Origin of the sequence: Streptomyces sp. NPDC001410 (assembly GCF_042895235.1) — a bacterium.
Classification (GTDB): domain Bacteria; phylum Actinomycetota; class Actinomycetes; order Streptomycetales; family Streptomycetaceae; genus Streptomyces.
In genome coordinates, this window is record NZ_JBIAWE010000005.1 from 1 (window position 1) to 20,775 (window position 20,775).

15 protein-coding genes and 1 pseudogene are annotated in these 20,775 nt (G+C 69.6%); 9 read left to right on the top strand and 7 right to left on the bottom strand.

The window, feature by feature from the left end:
* Nucleotides 1–60 precede the first annotated feature (60 nt).
* Both ACFY3C_RS11760 and ACFY3C_RS11765 read right to left on the bottom strand, forming a co-directional pair.
* Nucleotides 61–1,197 (bottom strand): NB-ARC domain-containing protein, encoded by a 1,137-nt coding sequence (locus ACFY3C_RS11760; protein ID WP_390770621.1) that lies wholly within the window; start codon nucleotides 1,195–1,197, stop codon nucleotides 61–63.
* A complete protein-coding gene (locus ACFY3C_RS11765; RefSeq protein WP_390770622.1) occupies nucleotides 1,194–1,751 on the bottom strand; it encodes a hypothetical protein in 558 nt (185 codons plus the stop codon). Before ACFY3C_RS11765 ends, ACFY3C_RS11760 begins: the two co-directional genes overlap by 4 nt.
* Before the next feature lie 33 nt (nucleotides 1,752–1,784).
* Between ACFY3C_RS11765 and ACFY3C_RS11770 the strand changes: the two genes are divergently transcribed.
* The 4 genes from ACFY3C_RS11770 (at nucleotide 1,785) to ACFY3C_RS11785 (ending at nucleotide 6,648) form a co-directional block, all read left to right on the top strand.
* Nucleotides 1,785–2,627, top strand: coding sequence for a 5'-methylthioadenosine/S-adenosylhomocysteine nucleosidase (locus ACFY3C_RS11770; RefSeq protein WP_390770623.1), 843 nt, complete (start codon nucleotides 1,785–1,787; stop codon nucleotides 2,625–2,627).
* Between the two features lie 160 nt (nucleotides 2,628–2,787).
* Entirely contained in the window at nucleotides 2,788–4,698 is a 1,911-nt protein-coding gene (locus tag ACFY3C_RS11775) for an ATP-binding protein (RefSeq protein ID WP_390770624.1), read from the top strand.
* Between the two features lie 181 nt (nucleotides 4,699–4,879).
* The gene (locus ACFY3C_RS11780) at nucleotides 4,880–6,130 is read left to right on the top strand and encodes a helix-turn-helix domain-containing protein (protein ID WP_390770625.1); all 1,251 of its coding nucleotides are present in this window, start codon (nucleotides 4,880–4,882) and stop codon (nucleotides 6,128–6,130) included.
* Between the two features lie 122 nt (nucleotides 6,131–6,252).
* Nucleotides 6,253–6,648, top strand: coding sequence for a DUF6415 family natural product biosynthesis protein (locus ACFY3C_RS11785; RefSeq protein WP_390770626.1), 396 nt, complete (start codon nucleotides 6,253–6,255; stop codon nucleotides 6,646–6,648).
* A gap of 254 nt (nucleotides 6,649–6,902) precedes the next feature.
* Here the strand turns inward: ACFY3C_RS11785 and ACFY3C_RS11790 are convergent, their stop codons facing one another.
* Nucleotides 6,903–8,111 carry an RNA-guided endonuclease InsQ/TnpB family protein gene (locus ACFY3C_RS11790; RefSeq protein ID WP_390770627.1) on the bottom strand — a complete coding sequence of 403 codons (1,209 nt, stop codon included), beginning with the start codon at nucleotides 8,109–8,111 and terminating at the stop codon, nucleotides 6,903–6,905.
* On the bottom strand, nucleotides 8,108–8,536 hold the full coding sequence (tnpA, locus tag ACFY3C_RS11795) for an IS200/IS605 family transposase (RefSeq protein WP_390770628.1): 429 nt from the start codon (nucleotides 8,534–8,536) through the stop codon (nucleotides 8,108–8,110). The genes ACFY3C_RS11790 and tnpA overlap by 4 nt, the downstream gene beginning before the upstream one ends.
* A gap of 64 nt (nucleotides 8,537–8,600) precedes the next feature.
* Here tnpA and ACFY3C_RS11800 point away from each other — a divergent pair.
* A pseudogene (locus ACFY3C_RS11800) lies at nucleotides 8,601–8,759 on the top strand (carbohydrate ABC transporter permease); the annotation flags it as partial.
* 137 nt (nucleotides 8,760–8,896) lie between these two features.
* Complete coding sequence (locus tag ACFY3C_RS11805; RefSeq protein WP_390770629.1) at nucleotides 8,897–9,604, top strand: helix-turn-helix domain-containing protein; 708 nt, start codon at nucleotides 8,897–8,899, stop codon at nucleotides 9,602–9,604.
* Nucleotides 9,605–9,639: 35 nt separating this feature from the next.
* On the opposite strand, the gene ACFY3C_RS11810 is transcribed toward ACFY3C_RS11805, so the two are convergent.
* Complete coding sequence (locus ACFY3C_RS11810; protein WP_386578911.1) at nucleotides 9,640–10,665, bottom strand: ATP-dependent 6-phosphofructokinase; 1,026 nt, start codon at nucleotides 10,663–10,665, stop codon at nucleotides 9,640–9,642.
* Between the two features lie 225 nt (nucleotides 10,666–10,890).
* Here ACFY3C_RS11810 and pta point away from each other — a divergent pair, with 225 nt between their 5' ends.
* From pta to pyk, 3 genes are all read left to right on the top strand, one after another.
* Entirely contained in the window at nucleotides 10,891–12,981 is a 2,091-nt protein-coding gene (gene pta, locus ACFY3C_RS11815; RefSeq protein WP_390770630.1) for a phosphate acetyltransferase, read from the top strand.
* A complete protein-coding gene (locus ACFY3C_RS11820) occupies nucleotides 12,978–14,189 on the top strand; it encodes an acetate kinase (protein ID WP_390770631.1) in 1,212 nt (403 codons plus the stop codon). The genes pta and ACFY3C_RS11820 overlap by 4 nt, the downstream gene beginning before the upstream one ends.
* Before the next feature lie 132 nt (nucleotides 14,190–14,321).
* On the top strand, nucleotides 14,322–15,749 hold the full coding sequence (pyk, locus tag ACFY3C_RS11825; protein ID WP_386578917.1) for a pyruvate kinase: 1,428 nt from the start codon (nucleotides 14,322–14,324) through the stop codon (nucleotides 15,747–15,749).
* Nucleotides 15,750–15,822: 73 nt separating this feature from the next.
* Here the strand turns inward: pyk and ACFY3C_RS11830 are convergent, their stop codons facing one another.
* Nucleotides 15,823–16,236, bottom strand: coding sequence for a hypothetical protein (locus tag ACFY3C_RS11830; RefSeq protein WP_386578919.1), 414 nt, complete (start codon nucleotides 16,234–16,236; stop codon nucleotides 15,823–15,825).
* Between the two features lie 17 nt (nucleotides 16,237–16,253).
* Nucleotides 16,254–20,699 carry a polymorphic toxin type 27 domain-containing protein gene (locus ACFY3C_RS11835; protein ID WP_390770632.1) on the bottom strand — a complete coding sequence of 1,482 codons (4,446 nt, stop codon included), beginning with the start codon at nucleotides 20,697–20,699 and terminating at the stop codon, nucleotides 16,254–16,256.
* Nucleotides 20,700–20,775 lie beyond the last annotated feature (76 nt).

The following is a 20,775-nucleotide window of genomic DNA, read 5'->3' on the forward strand; positions in this document are numbered from 1 at the left end:
CCCAACATGGACATGACCAGCGGATGCCCCTGTATGACGATCAGTCCCACGATCGAGCGATCACGAACCGAGGAAGATCGGACTTAACGTCCACTGAGCCATCACACTCGTTCCGAACGCCCGCACAAGATCGTGCAAGCGCCACCGCCCGCGTCCACTCCCCCGCTCCACGAGGTGCGCACGCCCCAGCGCCCTCAGGTCCTTGAGCGGAGGCGCGTCGGCCCCGATCAACACGGCCACCACCTCGTCGGTCACCTCCGGCCCCGGCGCGATGGCCAGCAGGCGCAGGAGTCGGGCCTGATCGGCCGGCAGTCGGCGGTAGGAGAGGTGGAAGGCGGCGCGGACGCTGCGGTCACCGTCGTCGAGGGCGGCGAACCGGTCGTATGACGTGGCGAGCTCCTCGACGAGTTCCGCAACCGACTTGTCGGGATCCTCTGCCAGCAGCGCGGCAGCGATCTGCAAGGCCAGCGGAAGGTGCCCACAGAGATTGGCGAGACGTGCGGCCGCCTCGGCATCATCGGCGACCCGGTCGTCCTCCGGGTCGGCGATTCGCAGGGCGCGGTCGAGGAGTTCATGGGCCGCCGCAGGCATGAGCTGGTCCAACGGAATGAGTCGGGCCCCCAGTTGTGACAGCCGGTTTCGCGAAGTGACGAGAGCCCGGTGCCGCCCACCCCCCGGCAGCAGCGGCCGTACCTGCTCCGGCGAGGACGCGTTGTCCGCAAGGATCAGCACCGCATCCCGCTCAGCCAGCAACGACCGGTACAGCCCCGCCCGCTCGTCCGCCGTGGCCGGAACGTGCTCCGGCTCGACACCGAGCGCCTGCAGCAGCGACTGAAGTGCCTGGCCGGCGGTGACCGGTGCGTCGTCGTACCCATGCAGATCCACGAATAGGACGCCACCCGGAAACCACCCCGCCTCCCGCGCCGCGTACGCCGCCTGAACCGCCAGCGCGGTCTTGCCGATACCGCCGAGACCGGACACAGCGGTGACGAGTACGGCCTGAGGTACCCCACTGCCGCCCATCGGGTTCAGGGCAGCACGCAACCGGTCCAACTCCCGCTCACGGCCCGTGAAACCCGCCGTCTTGGGAGGCAACGCATCCAACGCCGTAGGCGCCGACCCCTGCTGCCGGTACTCCGCCTTCCCGATGACCGTCCCTCTGAACTCACCGCCCCGGAGGTCGATGTGATCGCTCACCCCGCGCTGCCCCCCACCCCGAACGGCACGGCGTACTGAACGATGTACACCCCCAGTCCGAGCACCGAGGCCGCCTCCAACACAGACAGCGCCACCAGGCCCGTCGAGACGTCATCCCCCACCCAGTACACGACGAGCGCACCCAACGGCACGACACAGAAGGCCAGCAGATCCACCACACACTGCGCGACCTTCCGCGAGACCCGCCGCGCATCCCCCCGATGGGCGACCTCCCATTTGAAGACCTCGCCCCCCTCCACCTGAACCATCTCCGCGAGCCGAGGCCCCAGCTCCCCCCGCACATAGGCCCCGATGGCCGAAATCTTCTGGTCATTGACGAGATACGTCCACCCGAGCACGACACACACCGGCGGCAGCGCCAGCAACATCGCGGCCTGCTTGGCCTGCGCGGCGGCGGCGATCACGGCAGCCACGACAGTGAGCGTCACGTACAGCAGATTGTCCCGGAACCCGATTCGGGTCTTCTGCTCGTCCTTGATCGTCTGGTACTCGGTGAGCAGCAACTGCCCTACCGTAACGTCCCGTTCCGCCACTCGTGCCCCTTCCCCCGGCAGTACCTTAAGAGTGTGCCGCAGACGAAGCCGACTGTTCTGATCCTGACCGCACTGGCGCTGGAGTACACGGCGGTGCGGGCGTACATCGAAGAGCGGGAGGAACGATCCCACCCCGACAACGGGACCTTCGTGGAGGTGGGCCGCCTGCCCGGCACGTCCTGGCAGGTCGCCGCCGCCGAGCTGGGCGAGGGCTCCAGGAGTGCGGCCGCACTCACCTCCTCCCTCATCGGCTGGCTGCGCCCGCAGGCCGTCCTGTTCGTGGGGGTGGCCGGCGGCCTCAAGGAGGACATCGGCCTCGGGGACGTCGTGGTGGGCACGAAGGTGTACGGCATTCACGGCGGCAAGGTCACACCCGAGGGCCACCTGGATCGCCCCGAGGCCTGGCACGGCTCCAACGCACTACTCTCCGCCGCACGTGCCGCCGTACGGGACATGCCCGACGTACGGACCCACTTCAAGCCGATCGCCACGGGAGACGTGGTCCTGGCCGACGCCGACTCCGACATCGCCCGGCACGTCCGCGAGCGCTACAACGACGCGGCCGCCTTCGAGATGGAGGGCTCGGGAGCGGCCCACGCGGCTCACCTGGAGGGCCGCGACGCCCTCGTCATCCGGGGTATCAGCGACCACGCGAACGCCGAGAAGGCCGTGGCCGACGCGGGCGGTTCCCAGCAGCGCGCGGCTGCGCAGGCTGCGGCGGTTGCGGTGGGGGTGTTGCGGAAGTACCGGCCGCGGGGCGGGAGTTCCGACGACTCCGAGGAGGGTCCCCAAGGGGGATACGGGGGCGACCACATCGACTTCCGGGGCGGGACCTTCTACGGGCCCGTCATCGGGAAGCAGGTCGGAGGCCGCTAAGGTCACCGTCCACGGCCCGGTACCGCGCGCGAGCGCGACGCTTCCGCCCCGGCCCCTCAGCTTCACCGGCCGCGAGGAGGAACTGCGCCGCCTGCTCCCCTGTCTGGGCCCCGCAGAGGACGACACCGCCCCGCCCATCCTGATCTCGGCCCTCACCGGCATGGGCGGCGTCGGCAAGACGGCGCTCGCGTTGGAGGCGGCGCATCGGGCGCGCGCCAAGGGCTGGTTTCCGGGTGGCACCCTGTTCGTGGACCTGCGCGGGTACGACGAGAATCCCGTCACCGCAGACCAGGCGGTGCTGGCGCTGCTCGACGCGCTCGGTGTGCAAGGGACGGATCTGCCGACGACGGCAGCACGTCAGTACGACGTCTACCGTGAAGGCCTCGCCAGCCGTGCCCGAACACTGCTCATCCTCGACAACGCCTCGGACCCGGCACAGTTCCGCGAGCTGTTGCCCGGCACCGATCATCACCGAGTCCTGATCACGTCACGCGACCGGCAGGACGCCCTGCCCATTCGGCTTGTCGACTTGGAGACGCTCGACCCGGCCGAGTCGGTGGCCCTCTTGACCCGGGCGCTACTCGACGCCGACGAGCGCGACGAGCGGCCCCGGCTGGAGCCTGGCACCCTACGCCAACTCGCCTCACTCTGCGGTCATTTGCCCCTGGCCCTTCAGATCGCCGCCGCGATGCTCCGTCGGCGCCGTCATCGCGGCATCGCCTCGCTGGTGGCAGAGATCGAGAAGGCCGGGGACCCGACCCACGTACTCGACAACGGTAGTCCGGCTGTCGATCTGTACGGACGTTCGTTGGTACTGCGGCCGGTGCTGGTGACGTCGTACCGCCGCCTTTCGCCAGAGCAGGCCCGGCTGCTGCGGTTGCTGGCTGTGGCCCCAGGTGAGGACACCAGCACAGAGGCCGTGGCGGCCCTGATGGACCTGGACGAGGAAACCGCCCTGCGTGCACTGGAGGACCTGGCCGCCGCACATCTCGTCACGGCGACCCAGGAGAGCGCAGGACATGCCGTTGTGCTGCGGTGGCGGTTGCATGACCTGCTGCGGGCTTTCGGGGCAGGAGTAGTGGCCGAAGACGTGGCTTTGCGGGAGGAAGGCGAAGCCGCGCGGGAGCGTGTGCTGGAGTTCTACTACGGGTGGGCCGATGCTGCCGATGACCGGTTGCGGTGGCTGCCCGGTATGCCTGAACCGGAGCACTTCGCGCGCCGGGGGCAGGCCCTGGCATGGCTGGACGGGGAGCGAGCGGCGCTTGTGGCGGCCGTGTCGTGGGCGAAGGAGGGGCGGCACACGGACACAGCGGTGCGGCTGAGCCTGTGCCTGGCGGAATATCTCCACTGGCGGCGGTTCTTCGATGACCTGATCACCGTGAGCCAAGTCAGCCAGGAGGCCGCTCACCGTGTCGGCGATCGCCTCGGTGAGGCCATGGCGTGGCACAACCTCGGTGCCGCCTTGCAGAGTGTGGGCCGGGCGGAGGAAGCGATCGACGCCCACACCCGCGCCCGCGACCTGTTCCAAGCCGCCAAGGACCGCCCGGACGAGGCCATGGCATGGAACAACCTCGGCCTCGCCCTGCGGCGATCGGGCCGGGCAGGGGAAGCGATCGACGCCCACAGCCGCGCCCGCGACCTCTCCCAGGCCATCAAGGACCGCCCGGGCGAGGCCGTGGCATGGCACAACCTGGGTGCCGCCCTGAATGAGTCCGGTCGGGCGGAGGAAGCGATCGACGCCCACACCCGCGCCCGCGACCTGTTCCAAGCCGCCAAGGACCGTCCCAGCGAGGCCATGGCGTGGAACGACCTGGGTGTATCTCTGGAGGAGTTGGGCCGGCCGCAGGAAGCGATCGACGCATATCGCAGGGCCCTGGATGTCCATCACGAGTTCGAAGACTGGTACCGGGCGGCCCAGACCCTTACCAATCTGGCCGCCGCCCACGAGGCCACCGACCGCCCCGCCGAAGCCCGCACCCACTATCTCCGGGCCGCCGACGCCTTCACACGAGCCAACGCCCCTTCCGAAGCCGCTCAAGCCCGTACCCGTGCGGCCCAGCAACCCGAATAACCCCAGCGTCACCCCACTCTCGCATTCCCCCGAGCCCCCGCAGCGCCGCCCGCACACCCACGCTCGTCGCCAGTTCGCGCGCTGACCTACAAAAGGCGTGAAGGCTCGGCCGGACCGTCACATGCGGCGGCCTCTACCCCTACCCTGACAGTGACGATGCTGGTAGGAGGGGCAGGCCGTTATGTCCTCAGAAGCTACTCCGGTCCCGTACGCCGATCCGCTGCGGTTCGGTCAGAGGGTGCAAATCCTTCGCGAGCGCCGTGGGATGACCCAATCTCAACTCGGTGGTCTCATCGGACTTTCGGAGCACACTGTGCGGAAGATCGAGAACGGCCAGCAGAAGCCACCCGGTCTCGACACGGTGCTGCGCATCGCCGAGGCTCTGCGGGTCCGAAACCTGGCGGAGTTGACGGGCCGCTCCGACACACACGTGGACTTGTTCATCGGCCCCGGCCATCCACGCCTCGCAGCCGTCAAGGCAGCCGTCGACAGCTTCCCGCTCAGCACCGGCGCTGAGCCGCCACCGCTGGCGCACCTTGAGGCGCGCCTGCACGCAGCATGGAAGGCACGGCACGCGTCGAAGAACCATCGCGAGGCGATCGGCAGGCTGCTGCCCGACTTGATCCGGGACGCTCAAGCCCTCGTCCGGCATGCCGACACCGCAGTGGAACGGCGCGCCGCGCAAGCCCAGCTCGCCCAAACGTACTCCCTGTCGCAGTTCTTCATCGCCTACCAGCCCGACTCGTCCCTGCTGTGGCGCGTCGCCGAACGCTGCATGATCGCCGCCCAGGAGAGCGAAGACCCGCATGCCATCGGCGTCGCATCGTGGCTGTTGGCGCAGGCGCACCGCGATTCCGGGCCAAGGCACTACGACGCGGCCGACGCGGTCAACTTGGAGGCCGTACGGTTCCTTGAGCCTCTGCTACCCGACGCCTCGGACGACGTCCTAGCCGTCGCGGGAGCCCTTGAGTTCGAACTCGCCTACACCGCCGCCCGGCGACGGGAAACCGGGACGGCATGGCGGCACTGGGACAAAGCCAACGACGTGGCCGCCCGGTTGCCGGCCGACTACTACCACCCGGTCACCAGCTTCAGCCAGGCCGTCATGGGCGCGCACGCGGTCACGGTGGCCGTAGAACTGCATCAGGGCGGTGAGTCGGTGCGCCAGGCGGCCCGTGCGGATCAAGCAACCATCCAGTCCCGTCCCCGACGCGCCCGGCACCGGATCGAGGAGGCGCGCGGCTACCACCTCGACAACCAGCCGGACGTGGCAGTCGCCTCACTGGAGAAGGCGTACGAGGCCGCACCGGAGACGATCCGGTACAACGGCTACGCACGGGCGATCCTCCTGGAGCAGGTCGAATCGACGCAGGCTCCTCGTCGTCGCCGGGCATCAGAACTGGCGGTGAAGGTCGGCCTTCTCGCTGCCTGAGAGTAGCGACCGGATTACGGTCGGCAGTCCCGCGCTGGCGCTTCTACGGTCGGAGCCTCAAGATCCCGGCGGCCTGGCAGGGCCCCGGGGCGTGCCCAACGCTTCGAGGGAGCGCCGACACCATGAAAGCTACAACCCAATCGACGGCCGTGGCAGATCACGGTCAGGGAGTCCCGCTGGACCTCGCGACGATGCGCGAGACCGTGAACATCCTGCTGGACCCAGATGCCGTCCCGAACGCACTGCCCCCGTCCGGCGCCGAGATCGAGACACTGACCCTGACGGTACGCGGCCAACTGGAGCTGCTCATCCCAGAGGTCGAGGTAGCGGCCAAGAAGCTGGACAAGGAAAGCATCCCCCGCTACTGCGCGCTCGCCTGTATCGGCGACGCACGCAGTCGGCTCCAGGCCGAGCCGAGCCGCCGGTACGGCGGAGCCGTCGGCCACGCCCGGCGGCTGGCCCGCGCCCTGAACGCCCTGTGCGACCACTACGAGAAGATCAGCAGTGATCGCTCGTGACGGACCCAAGCCAACGCCCCGGACAAGCCACCAACGCCCAATCCGCCGCAGACTCATTGACCTGACTAGACCGTCCTCCTACGTTCACACGGCAGCCATCTCCACGTCACGCCACAACGATGTGCGTCCAGGAGGTCATGCCCGTGCACCCCACCGCCGCCCTTACCGCCTGCGGCACCGGCTCCGGCCCGCTGGCTGATGAAGAACTTCGTGACTCCGCCCACGACAAAGTCGCGGGCTTCCTGTGTCGGTGGCTATGCCACGTCGCAGAGGACCAGCCCGGCCCTGTTGAGGACGTTCGTCGCGCCTACGTGGTCGGCGTTCGCTGTGAAGCCGCACGTGACGCATTCGAACTTCGCTTGGGTGGCGCGGTTCTCTTCCGCGACGTGCCCGCATGCGAGGCACGTGCGGGAGGTGTTGCGCGCGTCCACCGGAACCAGGAGGCGACCGGCGCTTTCAGCCTTGTTCGCCAGGATTTCGAGGAACTGCGCCCAACCCGCGTCGAGGATGGTGCGGTTGAGCCCGGCCTTCGCGGCGGCGCCGTTCGGCAGGAAGGCGCCGGGCGTGGCGGGGCCGGGCTTGGGCTTGGGTGCACGGGTCATGCCCGCCGTGTTCAGCAGCTCGTGCGCGATCGCGTCGTGGTCACGGACCAGGGCGAGCCCGGTCTTGTGGTGGAAGTCGAGGCGTTGCCTGCGGATCTTGGCGTGGAGCTTGGCGACCTTGCGGGCCGCGGCTCGGTGCTTCTTGGTGCGCTGCCGGGTGCGCTTGGGGAACGTCGCCAAGTGCCGCTGCGCATCGGCCAACTCGGCGGCAGCTGCGTCGAGGAATCGGGGGTTGGCGACGTGTTCGCCGTCTGAGGTGGTCAGGAAGTGCGTGATGCCCACGTCGATGCCGACCACTGCGCCGGTGGGCGGGAGTGGCTCGGCGGGGACATCGTCACAGGAGAGGACAACGTACCAGCGGTTCCCCTCGCGCTTGAGGCTGATCGTCTTCACCCGGCCGCGCACAGGCCGGTGCTGGTGTACCCGGACGTGCCCGACGCCCTGGAGACGCACGCGGGTGTGCGGTTCGTGCGGGGTGGAGTCCCAACGGCAGCCGTCGCCATCCTTCGGGAACACCACGGTGTCGAAATGCCCGACGCCCTTGAAGCGGGGGTAACCCGGCGCCTGCCCGGCCTTGACTCGCCGAAAGAACGCCTGGAATGCCTTGTCGAGGCGGCGCAGGGTCGCCTGCTGGGAGGAGAACGACCAGCGGCCCTGACGCTCCGGGTCGAACGCCCGGATCTCTTTGAGCTGGGCGGACTGGTCCCCGTACTTGATGCTCGTCTTCGAGCCGTGCCGCCAGGCATCCCGGCGTTCCTGCAAGGCGCCGTTGTACAGCGTGCAGTGGTCCCGCAGCATCTCACCCAGCGCCACCGCCTGACGGGCCGTGGGGCGCAGGAGGAACTTGTACTCGCGGATCACGAGCCGTCCCCCTTCTTCCAGGGACGTTCCCACTGGGTGTCGATGTTCCGCTGCACCGTCTCGGCGCTCACCACGCCGACCGAGGCCGCGAAGTACGACGACAACCACAGGGGTGGAAGCTTCGACCGCAGATGCGGGAACTCCTCGCGCAGGACGCGGGAGGTGAAGTTCTTGGACTGGTTCGCGACATACGAGGCCGACGGCTTCGGGTCGTGCTTGACGAACAGGCGGACGTGGTCGGGCATCACTTCGAGCCCCACGATCTCCCGCCCCCTTTCGTCGACCTTGGCCCGGATCAGTTCCTCAAGACGTGACGCGACCTGGCCACCGACCACCGGACGGCGGTACTTCGGGCACCACACCACGTGCAGACCGAGGTCGTACACGCCGCCCGAGAACCGGCGAACTTTCCTGGTCACAGCCACACGACGAACATATACACGACACCGGCAGATGAAATTCTCTGGCCCCTGAACGTCACACGTACGTGTGACGTGGGGGAACTTCTTCGGCAACCGGGGCATGGTCGCGTACGGGCAGCTCGCCGCGTTCTCCGTGATCTATTCGACGCCGGTGATCCTTCTGTACGTTCTCGTGGCGCGGCGACTGGGGGGTGGGTTCGCACTCGGGGGCGCGGTCAAGAGGTAGCGGGCACGGGTGATCCGCCCGTTACCTACCGAACGGCCGGAACGTACCGAACGGCCGGAACCGTACGTTCCTACAATTAGTGATCCTGTCGGAACGGCCCGTAGTCAACCCGCGGGTAGCTCCCTAGCTTGTGCGGAGTGCGCCAGCCCTCAGCCCAGCCGAACCCCTCGACTCCCCCGTTCAACGCCCCGGCCGCCCGCCGGCTCCGTGCCGCCCTCGGCATGGGGCCCGAGCACGTCGCCTACGGGATGCGTGCGTCGTACGGGATGCCGTATGTCACCCCGGACCTCGTCGTCGCCTGGGAACGCGGGATCGCCTGTCCCGACAATCCCGAGCTCACCGCCCTCGCGGGTGTGCTGTGGTGTTCTCCGGGTGAACTGATCGGCAGGCCCCGCACTCTGCGCGAGCACCGCGTCGCCCGCGAGATCGCGCCCGAGGACGTGGCCCACGCCCTCGGCATGGACCTGTCCGGGTATCTGCGCATGGAGGAGAGCGGGGAGTGGCGGGGCAACGAGCGCCAGTCGGCCGCGCTCGCCCGGGTGTTGGAGCTGCCCCTGCCCGACTTCGTGACCGTGACGGGCCGCGAGAAGAAGCTCGCCGAGCTGCTGCACAGCGCGGTGACCACCCGCTGGCAGGCCTATGTGCGCCCGGTCACGAAGCTCGCACCCCTGGACCGGACAGTCCTGGAGGACGTACTGCAGGAGCTGCACCAGGACTACCAGGGGCACATGGCCGCCACCCTCAGCTGGGGCGGCGGCAGCAGCGATGCCAGCGAGTCCGGCCAGGACTTCATCGGCCGGATCGTGGAGAACTTCTGGACGGCCGTCGAGAACAGGACCGGCTAGTCGAGAACAGGTACAGCTGGAAGAGACAGGTACGGCTAGAAGACCGACTCGGCCTCGTCCATGCGGTCCTTCGGGACCGTCTTCAGCTCGGTGACCGCCTCCGCCAGCGGCACCATCTGGATGTCGGTGCCGCGCAGCGCGGTCATCTTGCCGAAGTCACCGCGGTGTGCGGCCTCGACGGCGTGCCAGCCGAAGCGGGTGGCGAGGACGCGGTCGTACGCGGTCGGGACGCCGCCGCGCTGGACGTGGCCGAGGATGACCGGCTTGGACTCCTTGCCGAGGCGCCGCTCCAGCTCGAAGGCGAGCGCGGTGCCGATGCCCTGGAAGCGCTCGTGGCCGTACTGGTCGATCTCGCCCTTGCCGTAGTCCATGGTGCCGTCGACGGGGTGGGCGCCCTCGGCGACGCAGACGACCGCGAACTTCTTGCCCCGGGAGAACCGCTCCTCGACCATCTTGACCAGGTCGGCCGGGTCGAAGGGGCGCTCGGGCAGGCAGATGCCGTGGGCGCCGGCGGCCATGCCGGACTCCAGGGCGATCCAGCCGGCGTGCCGGCCCATGACCTCGACGACCATCACGCGCTGGTGGGACTCGGCCGTGGTCTTCAGGCGGTCCATGGCCTCGGTGGCGACGCCGACGGCGGTGTCGAAGCCGAAGGTGCGGTCCGTGGAGGAGATGTCGTTGTCGATGGTCTTGGGGACGCCGACGACCGGCAGGCCCGCGTCGGAGAGCATGCGGGCCGCGGTCAGCGTGCCCTCGCCGCCGATCGGGATCAGCGCGTCGATGCCGAACTCCTCGGCCATGTCGGTGGCCCGCTCGCAGGCCTCGCGCAGCCGGTCGCGCTCCAGCCGGGAGGAGCCGAGGATGGTGCCGCCGCGGGCCAGGATGCCGCTGACGCCGTCCAGGTCGAGGGTGCGGTAGTGGCGGTCGAGCAGACCGCGGTAGCCGTCCTCGAAGCCGATGACCTCGTCGCCGTACTGCGCCACCGCCCGGTGCACGACTGACCGGATCACGGCGTTCAGGCCGGGGCAGTCGCCGCCTGCGGTGAGAACTCCGATGCGCATCGTGCTGTGTCTCCTGCTCGCTTTCGGTGCCGGTGAGCCAGTGCCGATTGTTTCACGTCCGCCGGAGCGGTGAAGTCCTGACGGGCGCCTTATCCGGCACCGGGGGTACTGTCAAGAGGGTTCTGCTCACCTTGGTGGGCGATTTTTATGCCGTAGACGAGACAGCATCGCCGAGACAGCACCGGCGAGACAGCACCGACGAGCCACAGGAAACGGAGTGCACACGTGACGCGCAGCGTGTACGTGACCGGGATCGACCGCGGCGACGGCCGCCAGGTCGTGGAGCTGGGGGTCATGGAGCTCCTGACCCGGCAGGTCGACCGGGTGGGCGTGTTCCGCCCGCTCGTGCACGACCGACCCGACCGGATGTTCGAGCTGCTGCGGTCGCGGTACCGCCTCTCCCAGGACCCGGCGACCGTCTACGGCATGGACTACCTGGAGGCGTCCGCGCTCCAGGCCGAGCAGGGCACGGACGAGCTGGTCTCCGCCCTGGTCGACCGCTTCCACCTGGTGGCCCGGGACTACGACGTCGTCCTCGTCCTCGGCACCGACTTCGCCGACACCCAGCTGCCGGACGAGCTGTCCCTGAACGCCCGCCTCGCCAACGAGTTCGGCGCGTCCGTGATCCCGGTGGTCGGCGGCCGCAGGCAGACGGCCAAGTCCGTGCTGGCCGAGACGCGCAACGCCTACCGCGCGTACGACGGGCTGGGCTGCGACGTCCTCGCCATGGTCACCAACCGGGTGGTGCGTGAGGACCGCGACGCGATCGCCGAGCGGCTCGCGGACCGGCTGCCGGTGCCCTGCTACGTGGTGCCCGACGAGCCCGCGCTGTCCGCGCCGACCGTCGCGCAGATAGCCCAGACCCTCGGCGCCAAGGTGCTGCTCGGGGACGACTCCGGGCTCGCCCGGGACGCGCTGGGCTTCGTCTTCGGTGGTGCGATGCTGCCGAACTTCCTGGGCGCCCTGACCCCGGGCTGTCTGGTGGTGACCCCGGGCGACCGCGCCGACCTGGTCGTCGGCTCGCTGGCCGCGCACAGCGCCGGCACCCCGCCGATAGCAGGCGTGCTGCTCACCCTGGACGAGGTACCGAGCGAGGAGATCCTCACGCTGGCCGCCCGCCTCGCCCCGGGCACCCCGGTGCTCTCGGTGTCCGGCACCAGTTTCCCCACCGCCGAGCACCTCTTCTCCCTGGAGGGGAAGATGACCGCGGCCACCCCGCGCAAGGCGGAGACCGCGCTCGGCCTGTTCGAGCGGTACGCCGACACCGCCGAGCTGGCCCGCCGGGTCTCGGCACCGAGCAGCGACCGGGTCACCCCGATGATGTTCGAGCACAAGCTGCTCGAACAGGCCCGCTCCGACAAGCGAAGGGTCGTTCTCCCGGAGGGCACCGAGGAGCGGGTGCTGCACGCGGCCGAGGTGCTGCTGCGCCGGGGTGTGTGCGACCTGACCCTGCTCGGCCCGGTCGACCGGATCCGCAAGCAGGCCGCCGACCTGGGCATCGACCTCGGCGACACCCAGCTGATCGACCCGGCCACCAGCGAGCTGCGCGACGCCTTCGCCGAGCAGTACGCCCTGCTGCGCGCCCACAAGGGCGTGACGGTGGAGCAGGCCTACGACGTCGTCTCCGACGTGAACTACTTCGGCACCCTGATGGTCCAGGAGGGGCTGGCCGACGGCATGGTGTCGGGGTCGGTGCACTCCACGGCGGCCACCATCCGGCCCGCCTTCGAGATCATCAAGACCAGGCCGGACTCCTCGATCGTGTCGTCCGTCTTCTTCATGTGCCTGGCCGACAAGGTGCTCGTCTACGGCGACTGCGCGGTCAACCCGGACCCGAACGCCGAGCAGCTGGCGGACATCGCCATCCAGTCGGCGGCCACGGCGGCGCAGTTCGGCGTGGAGCCGCGGATCGCGATGCTGTCGTACTCCACCGGTACGTCGGGTTCGGGCGCCGACGTCGACAAGGTGCGCGAGGCGACCGAGCTGGCGCGCTCGCGGCGGCCCGACCTGAAGATCGAGGGGCCGATCCAGTACGACGCGGCCGTGGAGCCGTCCGTCGCCGCCACCAAGCTGCCCGGCTCCGAGGTCGCCGGTCAGGCCAGCGTGCTGATCTTCCCCGACCTCAACACCGGCAACAACACCTACAAGGCCGTGCAGCGCTCGGCCGGCGCGATCGCCGTCGGCCCGGTCCTGCAGGGCCTGCGCAAGCCGGTCAACGACCTGTCCCGCGGCGCGCTCGTCCAGGACATCGTCAACACCGTCGCCATCACGGCGATCCAGGCCCAGAACCCGAGCGAGAAGGCGTCCGAGCTGTGAACACCCCGACCCGTGTCCTCGTCCTCAACTCCGGCTCCTCGTCGGTGAAGTACCAGCTGCTGGACATGCGGGACAGCAGCCGGCTGGCGGTGGGTCTGGTCGAGCGGATCGGCGAGCAGACCTCCCGGCTCAAGCACACCTGCCGCACCACGGGCGAGACCCGCGAGCACACCGGCCCGATCGCCGATCACGACGCGGCCCTCAAGGCGGTCGCCGAGGAGCTGGGCCGTGACGGCCTGGGCCTGGACTCGCCGGAGCTGGCCGCGATCGGGCACCGGGTGGTGCACGGCGGCATGTTCTTCACCGAGCCCACCGTCATCGACAACGAGGTGCTCGCCGAGATCGAGCGGCTGATCCCCGTCGCACCGCTGCACAACCCGGCCAACCTCACGGGAATCCGCACCGCGCAGGCGCTGCGCCCCGACCTGCCGCAGGTCGCGGTGTTCGACACGGCGTTCCACACGACGATGCCGGAGTCCGCGGCCCGCTACGCGATCGACCCGAAGATCGCGGACCGGCACCGCATCCGCCGCTACGGCTTCCACGGCACCTCGCACGCGTACGTCTCCCGCGAGACCGCGCGACTGCTGGGCAAGGACCCGTCGGAGGTGAACGTGATCGTGCTGCACCTCGGCAACGGCGCCTCGGCGTCGGCGGTGGAGAAGGGCCGGTGCGTGGACACCTCCATGGGGCTGACGCCGCTGGAGGGCCTCGTCATGGGTACGCGCTCCGGGGACCTGGATCCCGCGGTCATCTTCCATTTGGCGCGTGTTGGCGGAATGTCCATGGACGAGATCGACACTCTTCTCAACAAGAGGAGCGGTCTGTTCGGCCTGTGCGGGGACAATGACATGCGGGAGATCCGCCGCCGGATCGACGAGGGCGACGAAGAGGCCGCGCTCGCCTTCGACATTTACATTCACCGGCTCAAGAAGTACATCGGCGCCTATTGCGCGGTGCTCGGCCGGGTGGACGCGGTCGCGTTCACGGCCGGGGTCGGCGAGAACGCGGCGCCGGTGCGGGAGGCTGCGATCGCGGGCCTGGAGGGGCTCGGCCTGGCGGTCGACGGCGAGCTGAACGCCGTACGCGGCGACGAGCCGCGACTGATCTCGCCCGAGTCCGCGCGGGTCGCGGTCGCCGTGGTGCCGACCGACGAGGAACTGGAGATCGCCACGCAGACCTACACGCTTGTCGGAAAGAGCAGTTGAGCAAAAGGCAGTACAGCTGAGCAGTGGAGCTGAGTAATACACGGCAGTAACACGCCTGAGCGCATGTCCGCCCATTTGTATCTTCCGCCAGACGGAATATTCCGCAGCGAAACAAACCGATAGGATCGCCCCATGCGCCGTTCGAAAATCGTCTGTACTCTCGGCCCCGCGGTCGACTCCCACGAGATGCTCGTCGCCATGATCGAGGCGGGCATGAATGTAGCCCGCTTCAACTTCAGCCACGGCACCCACGCCGAGCACCAGGCGCGGTACGACCGCGTCCGTGCGGCTTCGAAGGAGACCGGCCGGGCCATCGGTGTCCTCGCCGACCTGCAGGGCCCGAAGATCCGCCTGGAGACCTTCGCCGAGGGTCCGGTCGAGCTGGAGCGTGGTGACGAGTTCGTCATCACGACCGAGGACGTCCCGGGCGACAAGCACATCTGCGGTACGACGTACAAGGGGCTGCCGGGCGACGTCTCGCGCGGCGACCAGGTCCTCATCAACGACGGCAACGTCGAGCTGAAGGTCCTGGACGTCGAGGGTTCGCGGGTGCGGACCATCGTCATCGAGGGCGGTGTCATCTCCGACCACAAGGGCATCAACCTGCCCGGCGCGGCGGTCAACGTCCCGGCGCTGTCCGAGAAGGACATCGAGGACCTGCGCTTCGCCCTCCGCATGGGCTGCGACATGGTCGCGCTGTCCTTCGTCCGGGACGCCAAGGACGTGCAGGACGTCCACCGCGTGATGGACGAGGAGGGCCGCCGGGTCCCGGTGATCGCCAAGGTGGAGAAGCCGCAGGCGGTCGAGAACATGGAGGACGTCGTCCTGGCGTTCGACGGTGTGATGGTCGCCCGTGGTGACCTCGCCGTCGAGTACCCGCTGGAGAAGGTCCCGATGGTGCAGAAGCGCCTGGTGGAGATGTGCCGGCGCAACGCCAAGCCGGTGATCGTGGCGACCCAGATGATGGAGTCGATGATCACCAACTCCCGCCCGACCCGCGCCGAGGCGTCCGACGTGGCCAACGCGATCCTGGACGGTGCCGACGCGGTCATGCTGTCGGCGGAGTCCTCGGTGGGCGCCTACCCGGTCGAGACGGTCAAGACGATGTCGAAGATCGTCGCCGCGGCCGAGCAGGAGCTGCTCTCCAAGGGCCTGCAGCCCCTGGTCCCGGGCAAGAAGCCGCGCACCCAGGGTGGTTCGGTCGCCCGCGCGGCCTGCGAGATCGCCGACTTCCTCGGCGGCAAGGGGCTGATCGCCTTCACCCAGTCCGGCGACACCGCCCGCCGGCTGTCCCGCTACCGCGCGGCCCAGCCGATCCTCGCCTTCACCACCGACGAGGGCACCCGCAACCAGCTGACCCTCAGCTGGGGCGTGGAGCCCCACGTCGTCCCCTTCGTCAACACCACCGACGAGATGGTGGACATGGTCGACCAGGAGCTGGCCAAGCTGGGCCGCTTCACCCCCGGCGACACGGTCATCATCACCGCCGGCTCACCCCCCGGCGTCCCCGGCACCACCAACATGGTCCGGGTCCACCACGTGGGCGGCGAGACCAAGTAACGCTCCCCGCCAGGACCTTGTACGACAGTGAGGGCGCCCCCTGTGGCAGGGGGCGCCCTCGGTGTTTCATCCGTCAGTCGACGGTGCCCGACTCCACGGGGTAGTCCGGGGGCCAGGGCTTGGAGGTGTCGTACAGCTCCTCCCGGTCAGCCATCAGCTTGTACTCGGCCTCGCGCCAGCTCGGGTTGCTGCCGATGACGAAGCTGTCGCCGTTCGGCTCCAGCATCCAGGTGTACTCCGCATCGCCCGGTTCGAGCCCGTGCCGTTCCCGCAGGACGGCGAACTCGTCGGCGGTGGCCCGGCGGATGTGGAGGCCATCGGGGTAGATGGGCTTGAGGAACATCAACCGGACATGTCCGATGTAGACCTCGACCTGTGAAGTGGTCCGGTCGACGGCGAGCGGCTCGCTGGTCAGGAACAGCTGCCGGTGGGAGGGATGGAATCCCACGACTCTGAACAGCCGACCCCCGCGCATGAAATCTGCCATGGCGGCAATCCTCCCTTCTACTCCGGCACCGGTTCGCCGTTGGGGTACTTGAACCGTTCCGGGAAGACCCTCACGACCTGGCCCTCCTCGTTGGTCATGTACCACTTGATCGAGGACCACGGGCGCTTCTCCAGGCGCACCGCACGGCGCAGTTCGGTCATCTCCCACGCGGTTCCGTAACCGGACTTCGTTATGGTCGCCCAGTCGCCTGGGGTGATCGTCTCACCTCGGGCCAGCAAGGCGTCGAGTGCCTCGTTCGCTGTGTTGGCACCCTTCACACCGTCCAGCGTCACCGAGATCTCGACGTTCGGGTTCGGCACGGCTTTCTCGACGCCGAGCGTCCAGAGCGGTCGTTGGCCCACGCCCATGTCGGCCGGGATCTCCATACCGAACGGGTCGCCGTTGAACGTCCGCGCGGTGGTCTCCTTCAGGGTCTTGGTGGCCAGGCTGTCGGAGAACGGATTGACACCCAGAACGATGTGGTCGCCATCGTGGACGAGATCGTCCATGAGCGCCTTGATGCATTCGTTGTGCACCAGGACCGGCGTCGACCCCGCGTACACGTAGTACGTGTGGTTCTCGGCGACCTCGAAGTTGAAGACGCGGACGGGTCCCTCGACCACAGACGTGCCGAGGACCCGCGTGGAGCCCCCGTCCCGGGTCTCGAAGGTGTCTCCGGCCCGCAGCTCGCCCGCCTCGACCCAGCCGCGCTCGCGCACCCAGAAGCGGTGCGTGTCGGTGGCCTTGACCTCGCCGTCGGCGGTTCTGATCCGGACCAGGGACGCCACGGTGCGGTGGAACAGCTTCAGCACCGGCTGGAGGGACTTCTTACCGGTCGCCTGGTCCTCGGACCAGACGCGATCACCGACCTTGATGTCCTCGATGGGTTTGGGCCCGTCGGCTGTCGCGACCTTGGTCCCGGCGGGGAAACACTTGGACAGCAGGGCCTTGCCGCCGAGCTTCTCCAGCTGCGCGATCGCGGCCCCGGCCAGTCCCGAACCGCGCAGCCCCCACAGTGCCGCGCTGATCCTGGTGCCGTCCCGCATCGCCATGCGCACCGCGATCGCGGCCTCGGCCATCTTCCCGAGCAGACCGGGGATGACGATGCTCCCCACGAGCCACGCACAGCTGCTGATCTTGCCCTTGGAGCAGCCGACGATGTCGTCGATCGCGGCCATGGCCACGGACTTGAGGATCTGCTCGGTGAGCTTGTAGCCGTTGATGTGGAATTTCTTCTCTTCGAACTTCACATCGAGCGGCACGCTCGTCAGGTAGTCGTGCTTGAGGCCGGCACCACACTTGCTGCGCTCGACCCCGGGCAGCGAGCAGGTCTCCAGATAGAAGTCCATCTCGCCGTACACGTGGAACTTGAGGTCGATCTCGCAGCCCGCTTCGCCGCCCGAGTGCGTTCCCACGCAGTCGCTCTGGGGATCGATGTCGACCAGCGTGTCACCGCTGGGCCGCATCACGACCCCCTCGACGCCCGTGCCGCCGCCGTCGGCCGTGCGGCCCCGCTCCTCCGCGTCCTCGAAGTCGGCCTGCTGGGTGCGGATGGCGTCCTGGGCGGCCTCGACGGCGAGATCGCGAGCCTTGGCCGCCGCCGCCTCCGCGGTGGCCGCGTCCTTCTCGGCCTTGTCGGCGACGTCCCGCGCACTGGCGGCGTCGCCCTCCGCGTCACTCGCGGCGCTGCGGGCTCTGGCCGCGTCCCGCTCGGCGTCGTCGGCCTCCGCGTCGGCCTGGGTGGCGTAATCGCCGGCGGAGTCGGCGGCCTTCTGGGCCGCCTCCGCGTCGTCCTTGGCCTGCTTGTCGTACTCGACGGTGTTGGCCTCGGACTTCTTCGCCGCCTTCGCGGACGCGGCCGCCGCGTCGGACGACGCCTGGGCGTCCGCCGCCGAGTCGGCGGCCTGCGCCGCGTAGTCGGCCGCGTTCGCCGCGGCCTCGGCCGCGGCCTTGGCGTCGGCGTCCGCCTTCGCGGCCTGCGCCTTGGCGTCGGCCGCCGCCTTGGCCGCCTGGGCCGCCTTGGCCTTGGCCAGCGCCGCCTGCTGTTCGGCGGCGGTCTTCGAGGCCTGACCGGTCAGCACGGCGAGACCCGCCGAGGAGTCGGTCTCGGCGTACGGGGAGCCGAGTTCGATGGCGTCGTTGGCCGGCTTGACCACCCGGGCCGCCGAGTCACGGGCGGCCGCCGCGGCCTGCGCGGTGGCGTAGGCGTGGCCTGCGGCGCGGATCGAGTCGGCGCCCGCGAGGTTGGCCTCGGAGCGGGACACCGTGGCGTCGCCCCGGGCCTTGGTGGCCGCCTTCTGCGCGGCCTCCGCCTCCGCCTTGGCGGCGATCGCGTTCCACTTGGCGGCGGCGGAGGCGGCGATGGCGTCGGCGGCGGCCGCGTGGGCCTTCTTCACCGCTGCCTCGGTCACCTTGACGTCCGCCTTGGCGTCGTCCGCCGCGGCCTGCGCGCGCTTGGCGGCCCCTTCTGCCTTGGTGGCCGCTTCTCTGGCGTTGGTGGCCGCCTCGGTGGCGTCGTCGGCCGCACTGCGCGCCTCGGTCGCCGCGGCGGTGGCGTCGTCCGCCGCCTTGCGGGCCTTGGTGGCCGCGTTGCGCGCCTCGATGGAGTCCTCGGTGCTGTCCACGGCGGCCAGCAGGGCCTCCGCGCTATCGGCCTTGGCCACCAGGCTGTCGCGGCGCTGCTCCGCCCTGTGCGCGTCGGCCCGGGCCACGGCGGCCCTGCCCTCGGCGGCGACCGCCGCGTCCTTCTTGTCGGCCGCCGTCGTTCCCGCGGCCTGTGCGTCGGCGAGCTTGTCGGCCGCGACCGAGCGCTGTGACTGGGCCCGCGCGTCGGCGTCCTTCGCCTTCTGCCGCTCGGCGGCCGCGAGGTCCTTCTGCGCCTTGGCGTAGTCGCGTTCGGACTCGGCCTTCTGCCGCTTGGCGGCGGCGTCGGCGGCCGCGTCCTTCGCGGTCTTCTCGGCGGCCGCGGCCTTGTTCTCGGCGGCCTTGGCGTCGGAGGCGTGCTGGGCCGCCTCCTTGGCCTGTGCCGCGGCGCCCTCGGCGGCGGCCTTCGCCTGGGCCTCGGCCTCCTGGGCTGCCTTGCGCCGGAACTCGGCCTTCGTGGCGTGCGCCTGGGTGTTGGCCAGGTCGTTCAGCGTCTTGCTGTCACCGGCCGAGGCACGGGTGGCCTGGAAGGCGGTCTCGGTCGCCTTCGCGGCGGCCTGGGCCGCGGCCGCGGACGCCTTGGTGATCTGGGCGGCCTGCTGGCCGTACATCAGACCCCGGCCGCGCGGCAGTCCGGCCTTGTCGGCGATGTCGTACGCCTCGTCCTGCGCCTTGGTGACGTCGGCGGCGGCGTTCTTGGCGTCGAGGGCGGCGCGGGAGGCCACGAAGAGACGGCCGGAGGCGCGTCCCTGCGCGTCCGTGATCCACTTCTTGACCTTGTCGAACTCCGCCTTCGACGGGTAGTCGTTCGGGTGGTCGGCCGGCTTCTGCTTGGTCCAGTACGCCTGCCAGTCCGTGAGGCGACCGGCGATCAGGGACTGCCCCAGCGCCTCGCCGAGCGCCTGCGAGGCCGCCTTGAGGTCGGTGGCCGCCTGCGCCTCGGACACCAGGATGGCGTTGCGCTGGGCCTTCTGGCCGTCCAGCTCGCTCTGCCACTCGGTGGCGGCGACGCCCAGCTCCTCGGTCAGCACGCCATGCGGGTCCGCCGGGTTGCTCCAGGTGCAGGAGGCGAACCGGGACTTGAGGTTCTCCACGTCGATCCGGAACTCCATGGAGTCCGGGTCGGGCGCAGCGGTCGGGAAACCGCCGTACTGGAGAAACAGACGTGCGTCGTCGGCGTACAAGCCGTGCATGTGCTGCAGGAAGTACCAGGCCTCGCGGTCCTCGTAGTCGTCGTGACTGTCCGGCGAGTAGCGGGCGTTGTAGACAGCCGTGGCTGCGTCCACGGAGTCCTTGTTGGCCGTCGCCTGGACGTCGACGTAGAAGTCGTCCTCCTGCTTCCAGTACTGGTCGCCGATCCAGCCGCTGAGGCCGATCTTGTCGAACGGCGTGGGGGGCTCCACCCACTGGAAGCCGGTGTACGTGTAGGGCGGCGGCGGAGAGGTGACCGCGAGGGACTTCTCCCACACGTCGGCGCGGGCGCCCAGCTCGGTCGCCTTCGCGTCCGAGGCCGCCCGATCCTTGTCGAAGGCGGCGGAGAGCGGGGTGTCGGTCCAGTACTCCCTGTTCGCTGCCGTGTGCAGTTGCTCCGGGGTGCCGGCGAGGCCTGTACGTGCCACCTCCTTCATCGCCGGACCGCCCTTGCGCAGGACGTAGTTGAGGCGGCACTGGTCCTCGCGAAGCTGTGCGGCCTGCTTGAGGTCGACGGGGGTGCCCGGGGCATCCGCCGCGGCCGCGACGGGCTTGACCATGTCGGGAAGGTGGCCGCCGGTGACGGCGATGACGGCGGCGGTGCCCAGCGCGGTGGCCGTGGTGAGCACACCGCTCCAGATGCCGGGAGGCCTGGCCCCGTTCCGGCGTCTGCGCCGGTTCTGAGACGCGTGTGAGCGCATGCGG